General features: G+C 66.8%; 17 protein-coding genes. 11 read left to right on the plus strand and 6 right to left on the minus strand.

Annotated features, from left to right (window positions below):
- Window positions 1-12 precede the first annotated feature (12 nt).
- On the minus strand, window positions 13-1,362 hold the full coding sequence (locus THIX_RS02940) for an MFS transporter (protein WP_112484806.1): 1,350 nt from the start codon (window positions 1,360-1,362) through the stop codon (window positions 13-15).
- A 136-nt stretch (window positions 1,363-1,498) separates the two neighbouring features.
- On the opposite strand from THIX_RS02940, the gene THIX_RS02945 reads away from it, so the two are divergent.
- The 4 genes from THIX_RS02945 (at window position 1,499) to THIX_RS02960 (ending at window position 4,591) form a co-directional block, all read left to right on the plus strand.
- Window positions 1,499-1,954 (plus strand): hypothetical protein, encoded by a 456-nt coding sequence (locus tag THIX_RS02945; RefSeq protein ID WP_233224363.1) that lies wholly within the window; start codon window positions 1,499-1,501, stop codon window positions 1,952-1,954.
- A 95-nt stretch (window positions 1,955-2,049) separates the two neighbouring features.
- Complete coding sequence (locus tag THIX_RS02950; protein WP_112484807.1) at window positions 2,050-3,036, plus strand: oxygenase MpaB family protein; 987 nt, start codon at window positions 2,050-2,052, stop codon at window positions 3,034-3,036.
- 220 nt (window positions 3,037-3,256) lie between these two features.
- A complete protein-coding gene (locus tag THIX_RS02955) occupies window positions 3,257-3,916 on the plus strand; it encodes a hypothetical protein (RefSeq protein WP_233224364.1) in 660 nt (219 codons plus the stop codon).
- Between the two features lie 168 nt (window positions 3,917-4,084).
- Window positions 4,085-4,591, plus strand: coding sequence for a hypothetical protein (locus THIX_RS02960; RefSeq protein WP_112484808.1), 507 nt, complete (start codon window positions 4,085-4,087; stop codon window positions 4,589-4,591).
- Between the two features lie 11 nt (window positions 4,592-4,602).
- Here the strand turns inward: THIX_RS02960 and THIX_RS02965 are convergent, their stop codons facing one another.
- Entirely contained in the window at window positions 4,603-5,982 is a 1,380-nt protein-coding gene (locus THIX_RS02965; RefSeq protein WP_112484809.1) for an aspartate aminotransferase family protein, read from the minus strand.
- Between the two features lie 221 nt (window positions 5,983-6,203).
- Between THIX_RS02965 and speB the strand changes: the two genes are divergently transcribed.
- The 7 genes from speB to THIX_RS03000 all read left to right on the plus strand — a co-directional run bounded on the left by speB (window position 6,204) and on the right by THIX_RS03000 (window position 13,701).
- Window positions 6,204-7,190 (plus strand): agmatinase, encoded by a 987-nt coding sequence (gene speB / locus THIX_RS02970; RefSeq protein ID WP_112488100.1) that lies wholly within the window; start codon window positions 6,204-6,206, stop codon window positions 7,188-7,190.
- Complete coding sequence (locus THIX_RS02975; RefSeq protein ID WP_112484811.1) at window positions 7,187-8,548, plus strand: FAD-binding oxidoreductase; 1,362 nt, start codon at window positions 7,187-7,189, stop codon at window positions 8,546-8,548. The genes speB and THIX_RS02975 overlap by 4 nt, the downstream gene beginning before the upstream one ends.
- A 423-nt stretch (window positions 8,549-8,971) precedes the next feature.
- Window positions 8,972-10,231 (plus strand): ABC transporter substrate-binding protein, encoded by a 1,260-nt coding sequence (locus THIX_RS02980; RefSeq protein WP_112488101.1) that lies wholly within the window; start codon window positions 8,972-8,974, stop codon window positions 10,229-10,231.
- Between the two features lie 75 nt (window positions 10,232-10,306).
- Window positions 10,307-11,176 (plus strand): branched-chain amino acid ABC transporter permease, encoded by an 870-nt coding sequence (locus THIX_RS02985; RefSeq protein ID WP_112484813.1) that lies wholly within the window; start codon window positions 10,307-10,309, stop codon window positions 11,174-11,176.
- Between the two features lie 8 nt (window positions 11,177-11,184).
- Window positions 11,185-12,186, plus strand: a complete 1,002-nt coding sequence (locus THIX_RS02990; protein ID WP_112488102.1) for a branched-chain amino acid ABC transporter permease — start codon at window positions 11,185-11,187, stop codon at window positions 12,184-12,186.
- Window positions 12,183-12,932 carry an ABC transporter ATP-binding protein gene (locus THIX_RS02995; protein ID WP_112484815.1) on the plus strand — a complete coding sequence of 250 codons (750 nt, stop codon included), beginning with the start codon at window positions 12,183-12,185 and terminating at the stop codon, window positions 12,930-12,932. The genes THIX_RS02990 and THIX_RS02995 overlap by 4 nt, the downstream gene beginning before the upstream one ends.
- A gap of 58 nt (window positions 12,933-12,990) precedes the next feature.
- Window positions 12,991-13,701: an ABC transporter ATP-binding protein gene (locus tag THIX_RS03000; protein ID WP_112484817.1), complete on the plus strand. Its 711-nt coding sequence runs from the start codon at window positions 12,991-12,993 to the stop codon at window positions 13,699-13,701.
- A gap of 24 nt (window positions 13,702-13,725) precedes the next feature.
- Here the strand turns inward: THIX_RS03000 and THIX_RS03005 are convergent, their stop codons facing one another.
- The 4 genes from THIX_RS03005 to THIX_RS03020 all read right to left on the minus strand — a co-directional run bounded on the left by THIX_RS03005 (window position 13,726) and on the right by THIX_RS03020 (window position 17,241).
- On the minus strand, window positions 13,726-15,162 hold the full coding sequence (locus THIX_RS03005; protein WP_112488103.1) for an NAD(P)(+) transhydrogenase (Re/Si-specific) subunit beta: 1,437 nt from the start codon (window positions 15,160-15,162) through the stop codon (window positions 13,726-13,728).
- Window positions 15,163-15,214: 52 nt separating this feature from the next.
- Entirely contained in the window at window positions 15,215-15,538 is a 324-nt protein-coding gene (locus tag THIX_RS03010) for an NAD(P) transhydrogenase subunit alpha (protein ID WP_112484819.1), read from the minus strand.
- 52 nt (window positions 15,539-15,590) lie between these two features.
- The gene (locus tag THIX_RS03015) at window positions 15,591-16,712 is read right to left on the minus strand and encodes a Re/Si-specific NAD(P)(+) transhydrogenase subunit alpha (protein WP_112484820.1); all 1,122 of its coding nucleotides are present in this window, start codon (window positions 16,710-16,712) and stop codon (window positions 15,591-15,593) included.
- Window positions 16,713-16,845: 133 nt separating this feature from the next.
- Window positions 16,846-17,241, minus strand: a complete 396-nt coding sequence (locus THIX_RS03020) for a DUF3579 domain-containing protein (protein ID WP_112484822.1) — start codon at window positions 17,239-17,241, stop codon at window positions 16,846-16,848.
- Window positions 17,242-17,940: the final 699 nt, after the last annotated feature.

Genomic DNA, 17,940 nt, shown 5'->3' on the forward strand with positions numbered 1-17,940 from the left:
GAATTCGTAACCTCAGGCCTGAGCGACCAAGGCCAGCAAGGCGCCGCCCAGCGCCACACCTGCACCCAGCACCATGGCCGCGCTGAACCCCGCGCCCGCGCTGCTGCTCGCCGCGAACACGCTGCCCAGCACGCCCACTCCCAAGGTTGCACCGACCATGCGCGCGGTGTTGATCATCGCCGAGGCGGTGCCGGCGCGGGCGGGCTCCACCGCCGCCACGGCGCTGGCCAGCACCGGCCCGGTGTTCAAGGCCATGCCCACGCCGGTGAGGAACAAGCCGGCTTCGGCCAGCCACAGGTGTTGCCCCGCATGCGTCAACGCCAGCACGGCGATGCCCGCGCCGATCAGCCCCATGCCGCCCACCATCAGGCGGCGCGTGCCGAAGCGCACGCTCCACGGCCCGGAACGGTGCGACAGCGCGACGAAGGCCAGCGACATCGGCAACAGCGCCAAGCCCGCGCCGGTGGCGTCGAGCACGCCACCGCGCAACCAGTTCAGCGGCAGCAGGAACAGCACGCCGTACATGCCGAAGGTCATCGCCATCGCCACACCATGGACTGCCGCCAGTCGGCGGTTGCGCAGCAGCGGCAAGGGGATCATCGCTCCTGCGCCCGTGCGCCGCTCGGCGTGCACGAACAGCAGCGCGGCGAGCAGCGCCACACCCAGGGCAGGCAGCATCAGACGATGCAGGATGGCGGCCACCGTCAGCCCGATCAGCGCAAGCCCGCCGAACAACTGACCCGACAGATCGACGCGCCGCCCCTGCGCATCGCTTGATTCGGGAATGGCGCGCGGCGCCCACCCCAGCACCGCCAGACCCAACGGCACGATCAGCAAAAACACGCTGCGCCAGCCCACCGTCTGGATCAGCCAGCCGCCCAGGGTCGGGCCGATGGCCAGCGCCGCGCCGTTGGTGCCGGCCCACACGCCGATGGCGTGGGCGCGCTCGTGCGGGTCGGCCCAGATCACGCGGATCAGCGCCAGGCTGGCGGGCAGCAGCAACGCGGCGCCGATGCCGGCGAGCACGCGCCCGGCGATCAGCGCCGCGACATTGGGCGCAAGCCCGGCGAGCAGCGAGCCGAGCACGAACACCGCCGCGCCCGCCTGCAGCACGCGGCGGCGGCCGAGCCGATCGGCCAGGGTGCCGCCGCTCATCAGCAGCGCGGCGTAGCTCAGGTTGTAGCCGTCCACCACCCGCTGCAGCGCCGGCAGCGGCGCGTGCAGGCCGACGCCGATGGCGTGCACCGCCAGATTGACCACCGAGGTGTCCACCTGGGCGATGAGCACCGCCAGGCACAGAATGAACAGGATGATGCGGCGATTGGTGGGCGTGGTGGTGTGCGTGGTGGTGTTGCGGGGCATGGCGCATGAGGTTTACGTGGACAGGCCGCCATCGTCGGCCGATACGTTGCGCCAGGCTTCGGCGCGCGCCGAAGTGTGCCGCGCGTGTTGCGACCACAATCACGGCATCGCCAACCGCATGTGCCGGAGACCCACGATGACCCAGGACCTCGACATCGCCCGCATCGCCGCGCTGGTGGGCGAGCCGGCGCGCGTGGCGACCTCTCGCGTCGATCCGTTGCTGCAAGCCGGGCGCACCTGCTACAGCCACCTCGCCGGGCGCCTGGGCGTGGCACTCTGCGACGCGCTGATCGCGCGCGACGGCCTGTGCATCGACGACGACATCGCCCGCTTCAGCCCCAGTGGCATCCACCTGCTGGAAGACTTCGGCCTGGACGTGCGCGTCTTGCGCCGTCAGCCCGTGTCGAAAACCTGCATCGACTGGAGCGAGCGCCGCCATCACCTCAGCGGCCCCACCGGCGTGGCGATCTACCGCCGCTGCCTGGAACTGGGCTGGGTGCGGCACCACCTCGACAGCCGCGCGGTGAGCGTCACTGCGGCGGGTGGACGTGGTTTGCGCAACTGGCTCGGCATCGACCTGCGCGCCAGTTGATGCAACAAGGGTGAAGGCGGCAGGAACCGGGCGGCCGTAAGGGTCGTTCGTCATCTGGTCCCCCTGCCGGACAGACCCAGCGTCACAATACCCCCATGCTTGAAACTCTCGCATCCCCCTTGCGCCAGGCGCTGGCGCGGCAAGTGCGCAGCCTTGCCGGCGACAGCCGCGCCGCGCTCGACTTCACCCAGCCCGTGGGAGACCCCGGCTGGTTCGGCCCCGACACGGTGGCCTGGCGCGTGCATGCCGATTTCATCGCCATGATGACCGGCGGCATCGGCGCGCTGCTGCTGCAGGCACTGCACCCGCTGGCGCTGGCCGCGGTGTGGGACTACTCCGATTTCCGCGACGACTTGCGCGGCCGGCTGCATCGCACCGCGCTGTTCATCGCCACCACCACCTACGGCCCCAGCGCCGCCGCACAGGGCGTGGTGGAGCGCGTGCGCGCCATCCACGCCCAGGTGCGCGGCACCGCGCCGGATGGCCGCAGCTACTCGGCCGACGACCCGCATCTGCTCAGCTTCATCCACGTCGCCGAGGTCTACAGCTTCGTCAACGCTCACGACTGGCTGATGCCGGCGATCTCCGCCGGCTCGCAATCAACCGAGCCGGCGGCACTGTCGCTGCGCGAGCGCGACGCCTATGTCGCCGAGATGGCGCGCGTGCCGCTGGCCCTCGGTGCCACCGAGGTGCCGCGCGACTGGGCCGGCCTGCTGGCGCAGGTGGAGAGCTATCGGCCCGAACTCGAAGGTGGCGCCCGCCCGCAGGCCATTTTGCGCATGCTGCGCGGCATGTCGCGCCAGCCGCTTGGCCAGTCCGCGACCGAAAGTGCGATGCAGCGCCTGCAGGCGGCACTGGGCGGACGGCTCAGCGCCGTGCCGCTGCATCTGATGATGACCGCCGCCACCGCGCTGCTGCCGCCCTGGGCGCAACAGCTCTACGCCCTGCCGGCGCCGCACCCGCTGCAACTCGCCCTCACCCGCGCCGCGCTGCGCACCGCCGTGCCGTTGATGCGCTGGGCGCTGCGCGATGGTGTGGCGGCGCAGGCGCGCAAGCGCCTTCAAGCGCCGCCGTGCGCCTGAGCGCGGACGTTCCCAGGCAACGCAACAACTGAGGGGCGACGCGGCTGCAGCCACGCCGTCCCCTGGGACGATCCAACGCCGGCGCGCCGGCATGCATGGGGGTGTATGCCAGGCTTGACGCGGCGCAATCCATCGGCAAAACTGTTTGGTTCCATCGAAACAATATGTTGGACTTGTTGCATGTTTACCGGAGAATGCGCTCACATTCATGAATACGGACATGGCGATGAAACGATGGAGCAAGCCGTGGCGACTTTGGGCCGGCGCGGCTGCGTTGGGCTTGTGCGGATGGGCGCAGGCCGGGGTGTTGCCCGGCCCGCTGGCGACGCCGCTATGGCTCAATGCCCATGTCAAGGAGGTGCAGGTCGTCGATATTCGTGACAACCTCTCAAGGAAACGCCAGGCCGCCCCAAGTTTCCTTGACCCCCACGGGGGGCGGGTCGGCGAGCCGACCCTGGGGGCGCTCAATACCTTGTCGGACGACCCGAAGTTCACCACGGTGAATGGCAAGAAAGGGCTCGATGTGGTGGGCGGCCACATCATCGATGCACTTTCGGTCAATTTCTGGGGGTTGCAGCAAAACCGTGACATCGACGGCAAGCAGGTGGACTTTCTGCTGCCCACGGCCGGGCAGATTGCGGTGCTCGACGGCGGCACGCATGCTTGGATCGCCGCTGGCTACCCGGTGGATACCGACGCCATCGCCGCCATGACCTCCAGCCAATGGAAGGCCGAACCGCCCAGCCCGAAGCTCCTGGCCAGCACCGCACAAGTGCAGGCGGCGCAGCGGGCGCGCAAGCCACTGCTGGATGCCCGGCCGCCGGCACCTGATTCGTGCTCGACCGCATCATGGGCCTGCGTGAATACCCAGGCGGCATGAGCGCGTGGGTGCGGCGCGGCCTGCCGGTCGCCAAACTTTGATTCGGGCCGGGACGATCGGGGCAGAGATCTCGAGCCGCTCCGGCTGTCGCCGCTTGCTGCACGCATCGGACCCCTGGCGTGCCACGACAAACAGGGGCCCAACCCACCCGTTCGCGAGGAGACAATCATGAACACACACAACTGGACGCGCATGCTGCGCCACGCACTGCTGGCGCTGAGCCTGGCCCTTGGCGGTCTGGGCCTGGCCCAGGCCGCCAATCCGTCGATGCTGAAAGATTTCAACTTCGACAAGCCGACCTTCATCCACGACCTGCCTTTTGCCCAATACAAGCTGGTGCTGCAGATCGACGATGACAATCCGGCGCTGTGGAACCTTGCACTCAACAATGCGCAAAACGTGCTCGACTACTTCGGCCAGGAAAAGGTGCGCATCATCATCGTCGCCTTCGGCCCGGGGCTGAAGATGTTCTTGAAAGACAGCCCGGTGGGCGATCGCATCGCCGCCCAGAACGCCGAAGGCATCGAGTTCGACGCCTGCCACAACACCATGGAAGCCATGGCGAAAAAGATCGGTCACATGCCGGTGCTGGTGCCCGAAGCCGTGATCGTGCCGGCCGGCGTGGTGCGCATCATGCAGCTCGAAAAAGCCGGCTTCGCCTACATCAGGCCCTAGGCAGGGGCGCTTCAAGCCGCGGCCAGCGCCTCCAAGGCGTCGTCGAATGCCGCGATGAGGTGGTCGGCGTCGGCTGCGGTGTGCGCCGGGCAGGCCAGCACCATATTGTGGAAGGGCGTGAGCAGCACGCCGCGATTGAGCAGCGCGAGCTGCAGGGCGGCTTCCAACGCGTCGCGAAAAGCGGCGCGAGCCGCGCTGCCGTTGCGCGGCCGCTGTGGCGCGAATTGGCATTCGCAACGCGCGCCGATGCGGGTCACGCACCAGGGCAGGCCGCGCTTGGCAATCACCGCCTCCAGGCCATCGGCCACGCGCTGCGCGGTGGCGAACATGCGGGCATAGGCGGCGTCGGTCATCACCTCGGCAAGCATGGCGCGCATCAGGCGCAAGGTGAGCAAACCGGCCGATAGCGTGGTGCCGATGCCGGAATGCCCCGGAGCCGCCGCGCCCTTGGCCTGCTGCATGCGCGCGCCCACTTCGGCGCTGAAGCCATAGGCCGCACCCGGCGTGCCGCCGGCAATCGGTTTGCCCAGCACCAGGATGTCGGGCTGCAGGCCGCAAGCGCGGGTGTAACCGCCGGGGCCGCAGGAGATGGTGTGGGTCTCGTCCAGCACGAGCAGCGCGCCGTGCTGACGCGTGAGCGCACGCACGGCCTCCATGAAACCGGGGTCGGGCAACACCATGCCGATGTTCGTGAGCACGGGCTCGGTGATGACGCAGGCCACGTCGCCCGCAGCCAGCGCGGTTTCGAGCGCGGGCAGATCGTTGAACTCGACCACGCGGGTGAAGGCGGCGAGATCGTGCACCTGGCCGAGCAGGCTGGGCCGGGCGTGGGTGCTGCCATCGGCCGCGAGATCGACGAACACATCGTCCACCGTGCCGTGATAGCAGCCGTTGAACACGACGATGTGTTGACGCCGGGCGATGGCGCGCGCCCAACGCAGCACGAAGCGGTTGGCGTCGCTGGCGGTGGCGGTGAACTGCCACATCGGCAAGCCGAAGCGCCGCTCCAGCAGCGCGGCCACGTCCAGCGCCACGCTGGACGGCAGCATGGTGGTGGCACCGTCGCCGCCAAACTCGGCCAACGCCCGCACCACCGGCTCCGGGCTGTGGCCGAACATCGCGCCGGTGTCGCCAAGGCAGAAGTCGATGAGCTCGTGCCCGTCCACATCCCACAAACGTGCGCCCTGAGCTCGATCGACGAACAGCGGCACGGGCGAAGGCGCGTCGGCCATCCAGTGCATCGGCACGCCGAACAGGAAATGACGCGCAGCCTGCGCATGCAGCGCGCGCGACTGCGGATGGTTGGCGAGGAAACGGGCCGATTCAGCCGCGAAAAAGCGCGCGATGCGTTCGGGCGTGTGGTCGGTGCTCGGAGCGAGGAGGGTGTTCATGCAAGGGCTGACGCGTTGGCAGGCAGGGAGTCTGGGCGAACTGGCTCAGCCGTGCGCAAGCGCATGGGCGCCGAAGTGGCCCCGCATCCATTCCCGGAAATGGCCCCTTCGAATTGCCAGAATATGGCCTATTCTCCAGTCCGCTTTGTGTGCAGTCAATGTGTGCATTCAACCGCGCATCGGTGTTGCCGAACTCGTTCACATCCCCACTCAAAATCATCATGGCGCAACACGGCTTCGCATTTCTCGCGCAACAGCGTTTCCTCGGCGCCGCCTCCGCTTCTGGCGGCGCCACCCCATTCGGCGTGGCCGGCGTGGCCTGGGACGGCGCCACCACCAACCGCCCCGGCGCCCGCTTCGGCCCGGCCGCCATCCGTCAGGCCAGCGCCATGCTGTGCGACGCCACCCATCCCTTGTTCGATCTCGCCTCCGCCGAGCATGGTGTTGCAACATCCCCAAGCGCCGATCTGCAAGACCACGGCGACCTGCACCTGCCCAACACCAGTCTGGTCGCCATGCGCGCGGCGCTGGAACCGCAGGCCGAAGCGCTGATGCGCAGCCAGCACATGCTGTGGCTGGGCGGCGATCACTCCATCACCTTGTCGCTGCTGCGCGCGGCGCGCAAGGTGCATGGGCAGCCGCTGGCCGTGCTGCATTTCGACGCCCATTGCGACATCTGGGCCGACCATTTCGGCGAGCCTTCCGGACACGGCACCTGGGTCTACGAGGCCGTGCAGGAAGGGCTGGTCGTGCCGCAGGGTTTCGTGCAGGTGGGCATCCGCTCGGCCGGTGAGCGCGAGGCGCGCGAGTACGTCAACGCCATCGGCGGGCGCGTATTCACGGCGCGCGCATTGCGCGGGCTCGACGGCGCGGCGCAGCTGGCCGGCGTGGTGCGTGACATCGCCCAGCGCCTGCAGGCAGCCGCAGCACCGGTGTATCTGACGCTCGACATCGACTGTCTCGACCCAGCCTTCGCCCCCGGCACCGGCACGCCCGAACCCGGCGGCCTGAGCACCAGCCAAGTGCTCACCCTGCTCGAAGAACTTTGCGTCTTGCCACTGCCGTTGATCGGCATGGACTGCGTCGAAGTGGCGCCGCCTTACGACCACGCCGAACTCACCTCGAACGCCGCCGCCGTGTGCGTCTGGACCTACCTCTGCGCGCGTTTGGCTGCCGCTGGGCATGCTGCCGCGGCGGCCAAGTCATGATGCGCCTGCAGCAGCAGTCTCAGGCTCTGGTCGAGCATTCCTACTACCAGGCCACCGCCCGCGCCGCGCCCAGCCACGCACCACTGGAGGGCACGGTGCGGGCGGATGTGTGCATCGTCGGCGCCGGACTGGCCGGCTTGTCGGCCGCGCTGGATCTGGCGCGGCGCGGCATGAAGGTGGTGGTGCTGGAAGCCATGCGCGCGGGCTGGGGCGCGTCTGGCCGCAACGGTGGCCAGGCCCTGGCGGGCTATGCCAGCGAGATGGGGCCGTTCGAACAGCAGCTCGGCCAGACCGCGGCACATGCCGCCTGGAACATGTCGCTCGAAGCCTTGCGCCTGATGCAGGCGCGCATCACCCAATACGCCATCGACTGCGACTGGACTCCCGGAGCGCTGACCGTCGCCGTCACGTCGAAAAAGGCCCGCGCGCTGCAGCATTGGGTGGAGCACATGCAAACCCGCTACGACGCGCACCACCTCGAATGGCTGGACGGCGCCGCCACCCGTGACCTGATCGACAGCCAGCGCTATTGCGCCGGGGTGATGGACCCGCTCGGCGGCCACCTCCACCCGCTCAACTACACCCTGGGCCTGGCGCGTGCCGCCAGCGTGGCCGGCGCCATCCTTCACGAGGGCAGCGAGGTTCTCACGGTCGAATCCGGCAAGGGGGAAGCCGCGGCTGGTGCGCAGGACCAGATCCAGTTACCTGCTTCGATGCGCACCGGAGGCCGGGCGCGGGTGCGTACCGCGCAAGGCGAGGTGCATTGCGACCACATCCTGCTCGCCGGCAACACCAACCTCGGCGCGGTGGCGCCGCAGCTTGCGCGCCGCATCATGCCCGTGGGCACCTACATCATCGCCACCGCGCCGCTGGGGCGCGAGCGTGCCCAGGCGCTCATCCGCAACCGCGCCTGTGTCAGCGACAACCAGTTCGTGCTCGACTATTACCGCCTCGCGGCCGACGACCGCCTGTTGTTCGGCGGCCGCGTCAGCTACTCCACCGTGTCGCCGCGCGACCTCGCCGCCGCCATGCGCCAGGGCATGCTGCGGGTGTTCCCGCAACTCGCCGACGTCGGCGTCACCCACGCCTGGGGCGGCTTCGTCGACATCACCATGAACCGTGCCCCCGACTTCGGCCGCATCGCGCCCGACATCGCGTACCTGCAAGGTTTCTCCGGCCACGGCCTGGCCCTCACCGGGTTGGCCGGGCAGTTGGCGGCCGAAGCCATCGCCGGCCAGGCCGAGCGCTTCGACCTCTTCACCCGCCTGCGCCACCGCCCCTTCCCCGGCGGCGACCTGCTGCGCACCCCGGCGCTGGTGCTGGGCATGCTGTGGTACCGGCTGCGCGAGTTGCTGTAGCGTGTAGCGCTGGGCCAGCTTCAAGGTTCGCTTGAGCGCGCCATGGCCAAAATAGGCCGCATGCTCGACTGCCGCCGGTCTTCACGGCCGTGCAGAACTGCGGCAGGGCAACTCCAACAGACGCATTGGGCGGCCTGTCACGAACCATGAGGGCTCTTGCGTCTCTGTGTGTGCCTGTGTGTGTCCGAGCGTGCCCCGATTCCTGCCAATTTTGTTCAAGCTGCATTGACTAAAGCATCAATAATCTCCTGTTCTTACCCCAGAATCTTGACCAGGAAACGTCAGTAACAAGTCAGAAAAATGGATTGATGACATTCAGTAACAATTATGCTGACTTACCTGTCTTCCGATTTGTATTGAACGGACCTAGCATCGACGGGCCGAATGGCATCAAACAATGTTGATCGCGACAAGGAGACAGCAATGCATGAAGAGGACAAGAGCGGCGGTGATTTCGCCCGCCGTGATTTTTTGAAAATCACCGGAGCGGCTGGGTTGGCCGCATTGCTCGCCAGACCGCAACCCAGTTGGGCCGCGAGCGAAGTGCCGATCAAGATCGGTATGGTCGATCCCATCACCAGCACCTTCGCCGCGCTGGGGCATAGCGAGATCAAGGGCGCCAAATTCGCCGAAGCCGAGATCAACAAATCCGGCGGCATTCTCGGGCGGCCGCTGCAGCTCCTGGTCGAAGACGGCGCCGGCAACCCCGGCACCAGCGTCGACAAGGTGTCGCGGCTGGTGAGCCAGGACAAGGTCGACTTCCTCATGGGCACGGTGAATTCGGCATCGTCGCTGGCGGTGTCGCAGTTCGCGGCGCAGCACAACAAGCTGTTCCTGTGTACCGGCGGCCACGTCGACAGCCTGACCGGCAAGGAGTGCAAGAGCACCACGTTCCGCACCTGCTCGACGACCTGGATGCTGACCGCCGGAGACTTCGAGGCCATCTCCTCGAAGTTCGGCAAGAAGTGGTACTTCCTCACCACCGATTACGCCTTCGGCCAGTCCGAGCAGGCCGACTACACCACCCAACTGAAGAAAGTGGGGGGCACCGTGGTGGGTGCGGCGCTGGCGCCGGTGGGAACCACGGACTTCTCCTCTTTCCTGATCGACGTGAAGGCCAAGGCGCCGCAGGTCCTGTGTCTGCTGCTGGCCGGGAACGACCAGGTCAACTGCATGAAGCAGATCGCGCAGTTCGGCATCAACAAGGACATCGCCGTGGCGGGTGCCCTGTTCGAGCTGGAACAGGCGCAAGCCCTGCCGGAAGCCGCGCGCTACGGCTGGTGGACCATGGAGTGGTACTGGAATCAGCCCAAGACGCCGCATGTGGCCGACTTCGTCAAGCGCTTCTCCGCGGCGAACAATGGCGAATATCCCTCTGCCCGCGTCTGGTTCGGCTATGCCTCGACCTACGCCCTGAAACTGGCAGCGGAAAAGGCCAAGTCGACTGAAACGGCCAAGGTGGTGAAAGCCATGGAGGGCTTGGTGCTGCCGCCCGAAATTGCGTTGCAACCGGGTAACGTGTTCTACCGGCCGCAGGATCACCAGCTCATGCTGGGGATGTTCCCAGGCCACGTGATCCAGACCGGCAAGTACCCCAACTTGTTCAATGTCACGGGAATCGTCCCGGGCGAGAAAATCGCCTTGCCGCCTTCCGAGACCGGTTGCGTGCTGCCGCGCGCCTGAGTTCGCCCCCACCCGCCGCCACTGCGCCTCCCGGCGCAGTGGCTTTTATGCATCTGACGGATCGGAGGCCTCTCTTTGAATATCGTCCTCATCTTCAACCTGTTCAACGGGTTGATCACGGGTGCGTTCTACGCACTCCTGGCACTCGGCTTGGCCCTCATCCTGGGGCTGAACAACACCATCAACTTCGCCCAGGGCGCCTTCATGGCGCTGGCGGCGTATTTTGCTTACACCCTGGCGCCCTATCTTGGATTCTGGGGCGCGTTGCTGCTTGCGCCCTTGCTTGCCGGAGTGCTGGGTCTGGTGGTGGAAGTCTTCCTGATCCGCCGCCTGTACAAGCGCGATCCGTTGTACTCCCTGCTGCTGACCTTCGGCCTGGCGATGATCATGCAGGACATGATCCGTACCATCTGGGGCGCCACTGGCGTGCCGCTGCTCATTCCCGAATCGCTCGGCCACCCGCTCAGCCAGACCTACTTTTTCCTGACCGGCTACCGCCTTTTCGTCGTCGGCGTGGCGCTGGTGGGAACGGCGGCGCTGTTTGCCGTGCTGCGCTTCACCCGCCTGGGCATACGCATCCGGGCCGGGAACGCCGATCTGGAAACGGTGTCGGCGCTGGGTGTGAACATCTACTTGTTGCGCACCGCCAACTTTGTCATCGGCATCATCTTCGCCGGGGTTGCCGGCATTCTCGCTGCCGGCCAACTCGGGCTGGATCCGACCATGGGTGACAGCCTGCTGATGCCGGCCTTCGTCGCCATCGTCGTCGGCGGCGTCGGCTCGCTGCTCGGCTCGCTGATGGGCGGCTTGCTGATCGGCGTTGCCTCCGGCGTGACGACGGCCTATTTCCCGTCCGCCAGCGAGGCGGTGATCTACCTCATCATGGGCCTGATGCTCGTGGTGCGGCCGCGCGGCTTGATGGGCCAAGAGGGGTTGCTGGAATGAAGGACGACATGACTTCCACACTGGCGGCGCCAGCCGCGCCAGCCGCGCCATCGGGCCCAGCCGTTCGCCGCAATGTCCACCTTGGCACCTTGCTGCTCGCCGTGTTGCTGCTGAGCGCGCCAGCATGGCTGCCTTATGTCGGCGGCTACAACGACATCGCCTCGCGGGTGCTCATCTACGCCCTGGCGGCAATGGGCCTGAACCTGCTGCTCGGCTTCACCGGCGGCTTGTCGTTCGGCCATGCCGCCTACTTTGGTCTGGGTGCCTATGGCGTGGGCTTGATGCTCAAGTACGCCACGCACAACGTGCCGCTGGCGCTGCTGTGCGGGACCTTGCTCGGCGGCTTGGTGGCGACGGTGCTGGCCCCCATTGCGGTGCGGCGCAAGGGCATTTATTTCGCCATGATCACGATTGCCATCGGCCAGTTGTTCTACTTCATCGCCATCCGCTGGCAAACGGTGACGGGCGGGTACGACGGGCTCACCGGTTTTTCGCGCCACGCCATTCCCATCCTGCCCGGGGTGAGTTGGACACTGGGCTCGACCGGCTTCTACTACCTCGTGCTGCTGTGTTTCGGCGTGGGTGCGGCGGTGCTGTGGATCGTGCTGAACTCGCCGCTCGGCCATATCTTTGTCGCCATTCGCGAGAACCAGAAGCGCCTGACCTTCCTCGGTGTGCGGGTGCAGCGCTATGCCGCGCTGTCTTTCGCCATCTCGGGTTTCATCGTCGCCCTGGCCGGTGGGCTCAACGCCCTGCTCGACAACTTCACCTCGCCCAACAGCCTGAACTACACCTTGTCGGGCGATCTGGTGGTGATTGCCGTGCTCGGCGGCATGCGCAACTTCTGGGGGCCCTTCGTCGGCGCCGCCATTTTCGTGCTGGTGCGCGACTACGCCAGCAACGTGACGAACAACTGGATGTCGGTCATCGGCCTCATCTTCATTCTTTCGGTGCTGTTCTTCCCGCTCGGCATCATGGGTTTCCTGCAGCGCAAGAAGGTGGAGAAATGAGCTTATTGGAGTTGCAATCCGTCTCGCGCCGCTTCGGTGCGCTGCAGGCGCTGAGCGATATTTCGCTCACGGTCGGTCAGGGCGAACTGCGCGCGGTCATCGGTCCCAACGGCGCCGGCAAGACCACGTTGTTCAATCTCATCAGCGGCTTTTTCCCGCCCAGCGGCGGCAGCATCCTGTTCGACGGCAAGCCCATCACCAAGGTCAATCCGGCGTCGCTGGTGCAGCAGGGCATCATCCGCACCTTCCAGATCACCGAGATCTTCCTCTCGCTCTCGGTGCTGGAGAACCTGCGCATTGCCGCCGAAGTCGCCATGGGCGTGAGCCACCGGCCGTGGATGACGCGCGCCCTGCGCACCCGCATCGACGAGCGCGTGCAGGAACTGATGCATACCGTCGGCATCGCCTCCAAGGCCGACCGCATCGCCGGCGAACTCTCGCATGGCGACCAGCGCGTGGTGGAGATCGGCATCGCCTTGTCGCGCAGCCCCAAGCTGCTGCTGCTGGATGAGCCCACCGCCGGCATGGGCGACGAGGAGACGCAGAACATGACCGCCCTGATCCGGCGCCTGAACAAGGAACAGGGCATCACCACCCTGTTCGTCGAGCACGATATGGAAATCGTCTTCGGCATCGCCGACCGCATCACCGTGCTCGACAACGGCACCATGCTGGCCGAGGGCAATGCCCACGAGATCGCCAACAACCCGGCGGTGCAGGCCGCCTACCTGGGGCAGGCGGCATGAGGGCAGACAACAGCTTCAATTCGGAAGATGTCACAGGCGTCGCAGGGAGGGGCCGCACATGAACAAGGTGCTGGAGGTGGACGCGATCCACACCTATTACGGCAAGAGCCACATCCTCAAAGGCGTGTCGCTGCATGTGGGCGAGGGCGAGCTCGTCGCCCTGCTCGGGCGCAACGGCGCCGGCAAGTCCACCACGCTGCGCTCCATCATGGGGTTGACGCCGCCGCGCCAGGGCCATGTCCGGCTGTTCGGCCAGGACGTGACCGGCGCTTCGCCGTCGCGCATTGCCACCATGGGCGCGGGTTACGTGCCCGAGGGACGCAAAATTTTCGGCCACCTCACGGTGCACGAGAATCTGCTGGTGGCGCGTGAAACCAAAGGGCAGTGGACCCTCGACACGGTCTACAAACTGTTCCCGCGCCTGCACGAGCGCCGTACCAGCAAGGGCGGACGGCTGTCCGGTGGCGAGCAGGAAATGCTGGCCATCGCCCGCGCCCTGCTGCTCAACCCCAAGCTGCTGATTCTCGACGAGCCTTCACAAGGCCTGGCGCCCATCATCGTGCAGGAAGTCATGCGCACCGTGGCGCGCATGAAAAGCGAGGGCATCTCGGTGCTGCTGGTCGAGCAGAACGCCTTCCTTGCGCTGCAACTGGCCGACCGCGCCTATGTCCTGGGCGAAGGCGAGATGCTTTATGACGGCGACGCTGCCGCGCTGGCCGCCGACACCGAGCGCATGGAGCAACTGGCTGGTGTGGCACACGCCGGCTGATGGCTTCGAAGCTTTGGCTTCAGCCTATTCAATTGCCCGAGTAATGTCCTCGATGATCTTTTTGGCGTCGCCGAAGACCATCATGGTTTTATCGAGGTAGAACAGGTCATTATCCAGGCCGGCATAGCCGGTGGCCATGGAGCGCTTGTTCACGATCACCGTCTTGGCCTTGTAGGCCTCCAGGATGGGCATGCCGGCGATGGGGGAGTGCGGATCCGTCTTCGCCGCCGGGTTCACCACATCGTTGGCCCCCAGCACCACGGCCACATCGGCCTGGGCGAACTCGGGGTTGATGTCCTCCATCTCGAACACCTGGTCGTAGGGCACCTCGGCCTCGGCCAGCAGCACATTCATATGCCCCGGCATGCGCCCGGCCACCGGGTGGATGGCGTACTTCACGCTCACCCCCTTGGCCGTGAGCTTGGCCGCCAGTTCCTTCAAGGCATGCTGCGCCCGCGCCACCGCCAGGCCATAGCCGGGCACGATGATCACGCTCTCGGCATTGCCCAGCAGGAAGGCCGCATCGTCCGGGCTGCCCGACTTGGCCGTGCGCTGCGCCCCGCCCGCGGACGGCGCCTGGGCCTCGCCGCCGAAGCCGCCCAGGATCACGTTGAAGAACGAGCGGTTCATCGCCTTGCACATGATGTAGGAGAGAATCGCCCCGGACGACCCCACCAGCGAGCCGGCGATGATGAGCATGGGGTTCTCCAGCGAGAAGCCGATGCCCGCGGCCGCCCAGCCGGAGTAGCTGTTGAGCATGGACACCACCACCGGCATGTCGGCGCCGCCAATGGGGATGATGATGAGCACCCCGAGGACGAAGGCCAGCGCCAGCATGACGAGGAAGGGCGTCCAGGCCGCCGTGGCCCAGAACCCCAGGCCGAAGCCGATGGTGGCCAGGGCGATGCCCAGGTTGATCCAGTGCTGCGCGGCAAAGCGCACCGGCGCGCCCTGGAACAGGCGGAACTTGTACTGGCCCGAGAGCTTGCCGAAGGCGATGACGGAGCCGCTGAAGGTGATGGCGCCCACGATCGCGCCGATGAACAGCTCCACGCGGTTGCCGTAGGGCAGCGGGTCGCCCATGGCGGCGACGATGCCGAAGGCGTGCGGCTCGGCCACTTCGGCCACGGCGATGCACACCGCCGACAAGCCGATCATGCTGTGCATGAAGGCCACCAGTTCGGGCATCTTCGTCATCTCCACGCGCCGCGCCATGGTGGCGCCGATGGCCCCGCCCACGACGATGGCGGCGAGCACATCGCCCAGGCCGGCGGCCCCGGCGTCACCGCCGAGCTTGAGGATGAGGGCCACGGTGGTGAGCACGGCGATGGCCATGCCGGTCATGCCGAAGACGTTGCCGCGGCGGCTCGAGGCCGGGTGCGACAGGCCCTTGAGGGCCTGGATGAAGAACACCGAGGCGATGAGGTACAGCAGGGTGACCAGGTTCATGCTGAGGGTCATGACCAATCCTTGGATGGGTTCTGGGTTGTGGCGGGCATCATGGGGGCTGGCGTCATGGCTCAAGGCGCGCCTTGGGGGCGGGGGCGCGCTCTTTCTTCTTGAACATCTCCAGCATGCGCCGGGTGACGAGAAAGCCGCCGAACACGTTGACCGAGGCCATGGCCACGGCCAGCACGCCCATGACCTTGCCCAAGGGGGTGACGGTGAGGGCGGCGGCCAGCATGGCGCCGACGATGATGATGGCGGAGATGGCGTTGGTCACCGACATCAGCGGGGTGTGCAGCGCCGGCGTGACGGTCCACACGACGTGGTAGCCGACATAGATGGCCAGCACGAAGATGGTGAGGTTGATGACGAAGGGGGCGATGTCATGCATGGTGGGGGGTGTCCTTGGCGGAGGGGGGCGGGGCGTTGCGGGCGCCTATCCGTCAGGCGCTCTTGCGCCTGACCTCGCCGCCCTGGGTCATGAGGCAGGCGGCGACGATGTCGTCGTCCAGGTTGACCACCAGCCCGCGGTCCTTGTCGAGCACGAGCTTGAGGAAGTCGAGCACGTTGCGGGCGTAGAGCTGGGAGGCGTCGGCGGCGACTTGGGCGGGCAGGTTGGTGTCGCCCACGATCGTCACGCCGTGCCTGACCACGGTCTGGTCGGCTTCGGTGAGCGGGCAGTTGCCGCCTTGGGCGGCGGCCATGTCGACAAGGACCGATCCGGGGCGCATGCCCTGGACCATGGCTTCGCTCACCAGCACCGGGGCGCGCCGCCCGGGGATGAGGGCGGTGGTGATGACGATGTTGGCTTGCTTGACGCGCTCGGCCACCAGGGCGGCCTGGCGCTCCAGCCAGGCCTTGGGCATGGGACGGGCGTAGCCGCCCACGCCCTGGGCGATCTGGCGTTCTTCGTCGGTCTCGAAGGGCACGTCGATGAACTTGGCGCCCAGCGACTCGACTTGCTCCTTGGCGGCGGGGCGCACGTCGGAGGCTTCCACCACCGCGCCTAAGCGCTTGGCGGTGGCGATGGCCTGCAGCCCGGCCACGCCGGCGCCGAGCACGACCAGGCGGGCGGCCTTGACGGTGCCGGCGGCGGTCATGAGCATGGGCATGAAGCGGGGGTAGAGGTTGGCCGCCAGGAGCACGGCTTTGTAGCCGGCGATGTTGGCCTGGCTGGAGAGCACGTCCAGGCCCTGGGCGCGGCTGGTGCGGGGGGCGGCCTCCAGGGCGAAGGCCGTCAGGCCCGCGCCAGCCAGGGCTTGCAGGCCTGCGGCGTCGAAGGGCTCGAGCATGCCCACCACGGCCGCGCCGGGCTGCATCTGCGCCAGCTCGTGCGGCTGCGGGCGGCGCACCTTGAGCACGAGCTCGGCCCCCAGCGCCGCCGCGGCGTCAACCATCTGGGCGCCGGCGCCCTGGTAGTCGGCGTCGGTGGCCCCGGCGCCCAGCCCCGCTCCGCTTTGCACCAGCAGGGTGTGGCCCTGGGCCACCAGCTTCTTCACGGTCTCGGGCGTGGCCGCCACCCGCCTCTCTCCTCCTAAGCTCTCAGCAACAACGCCGATGCGCATCCAGGATTCTCCTTGTGGGTTGGGGAAAGCCCCTGGCGGCGCAACGCCGCCAGGGGCAGACATTTTTTGTGGTTCTCGAGCGCGAGCGCGCTGGCCGCCTGGGCCGTTTCAACCCAGCGACGAAGCTTGAAGTCTAGGCCGCGCGGCGTCCGCCGAGCGAGCCGTCATCGGCGTCGCTCTGGTCGGCAGCGCCTGCAGCGTCGAACTCGACGATGCAGGCTTCGACCGTTTCCAGGTTGTTGTCGCGCGCAAAATTGCGAACGAACTGGTAGGCCATGGGCTCGATCTCAGCCAAGGCGCGACTCAGGACCACAGAACGCACGCCGTCCACCAGGGTGGGCATGCAATAGGGCGAATAACACAGGTGCATTTCCTGGTGCTTCGATTCCGCTGGCCGGAATTGCGCCATCACTCCGGCAAGGCGTTCAGCCCAATCGCTCGGCCGAAACTGGCTGCCCTCGTGGGTGCGGCCGAGAATCAGGATTTCACCGGGTTTGAGAATGCGCTGGGCGACTGTCGCGTCTAACATGGGAGGATGCCGAGATGGTTGCGATAGATCAATTTTGCTGCGGCGCAATATATCAGGTCAAACCCTGATTGGTAAAAGAGTGCAATGAATTGTGATGGGCGAATCGCCGCCCTGCCAGGGGTCCCGTCAAGAGGCATGCATTGTTGCCCAAATTTGACACTGGCGATGTTCGCGCGGATGCGCGATGGCGTAACCATCGGCGTTTGCAACACGTTCTCGCTTGGGCCCACGCCGAATTCGCAGGCCGCCTCTGGACCAATCCGGCACGCCAGCCCAGCGCTGCTTTGGCGATAGCCTGCATGCACGAGCCATCCTCGGCCCTGCCGATCAACGAACGGTGCATGCAAGCAGGCCAGTGCCGATGTGTTCGAGAACGCTCTCAAGAAAACGCCGGGCCGCCCCAAGTTTTCTTGCGCCCCACGGGGGGCGGGCTGGGCGCAGCCCGGCCCTGGGGACGCTCAAAAAGCTTAGAGCGGTGTCCACAGAACCGGCAGCAGCTCAGTCAAGGTTTTCTTCCAGCGATTTGCTTCCATATTTCCGCTCCTAATTGTCAGTGGTTGCCCTCCCCTGGCAGGGAAGTGGACCGTGCGCGGCGCCGGTTCGAAGGTCTGTTTCCGAGCGCGATGCTGGGCATACGCACCGCGGGCGGCGCTGGATTCAAGATTGCCGTTTCTGCCGCGCGCGCAAATGTGAAAATTT

This window comes from Thiomonas sp. X19, assembly GCF_900089495.1.
Lineage (GTDB): Bacteria > Pseudomonadota > Gammaproteobacteria > Burkholderiales > Burkholderiaceae_C > Thiomonas_A.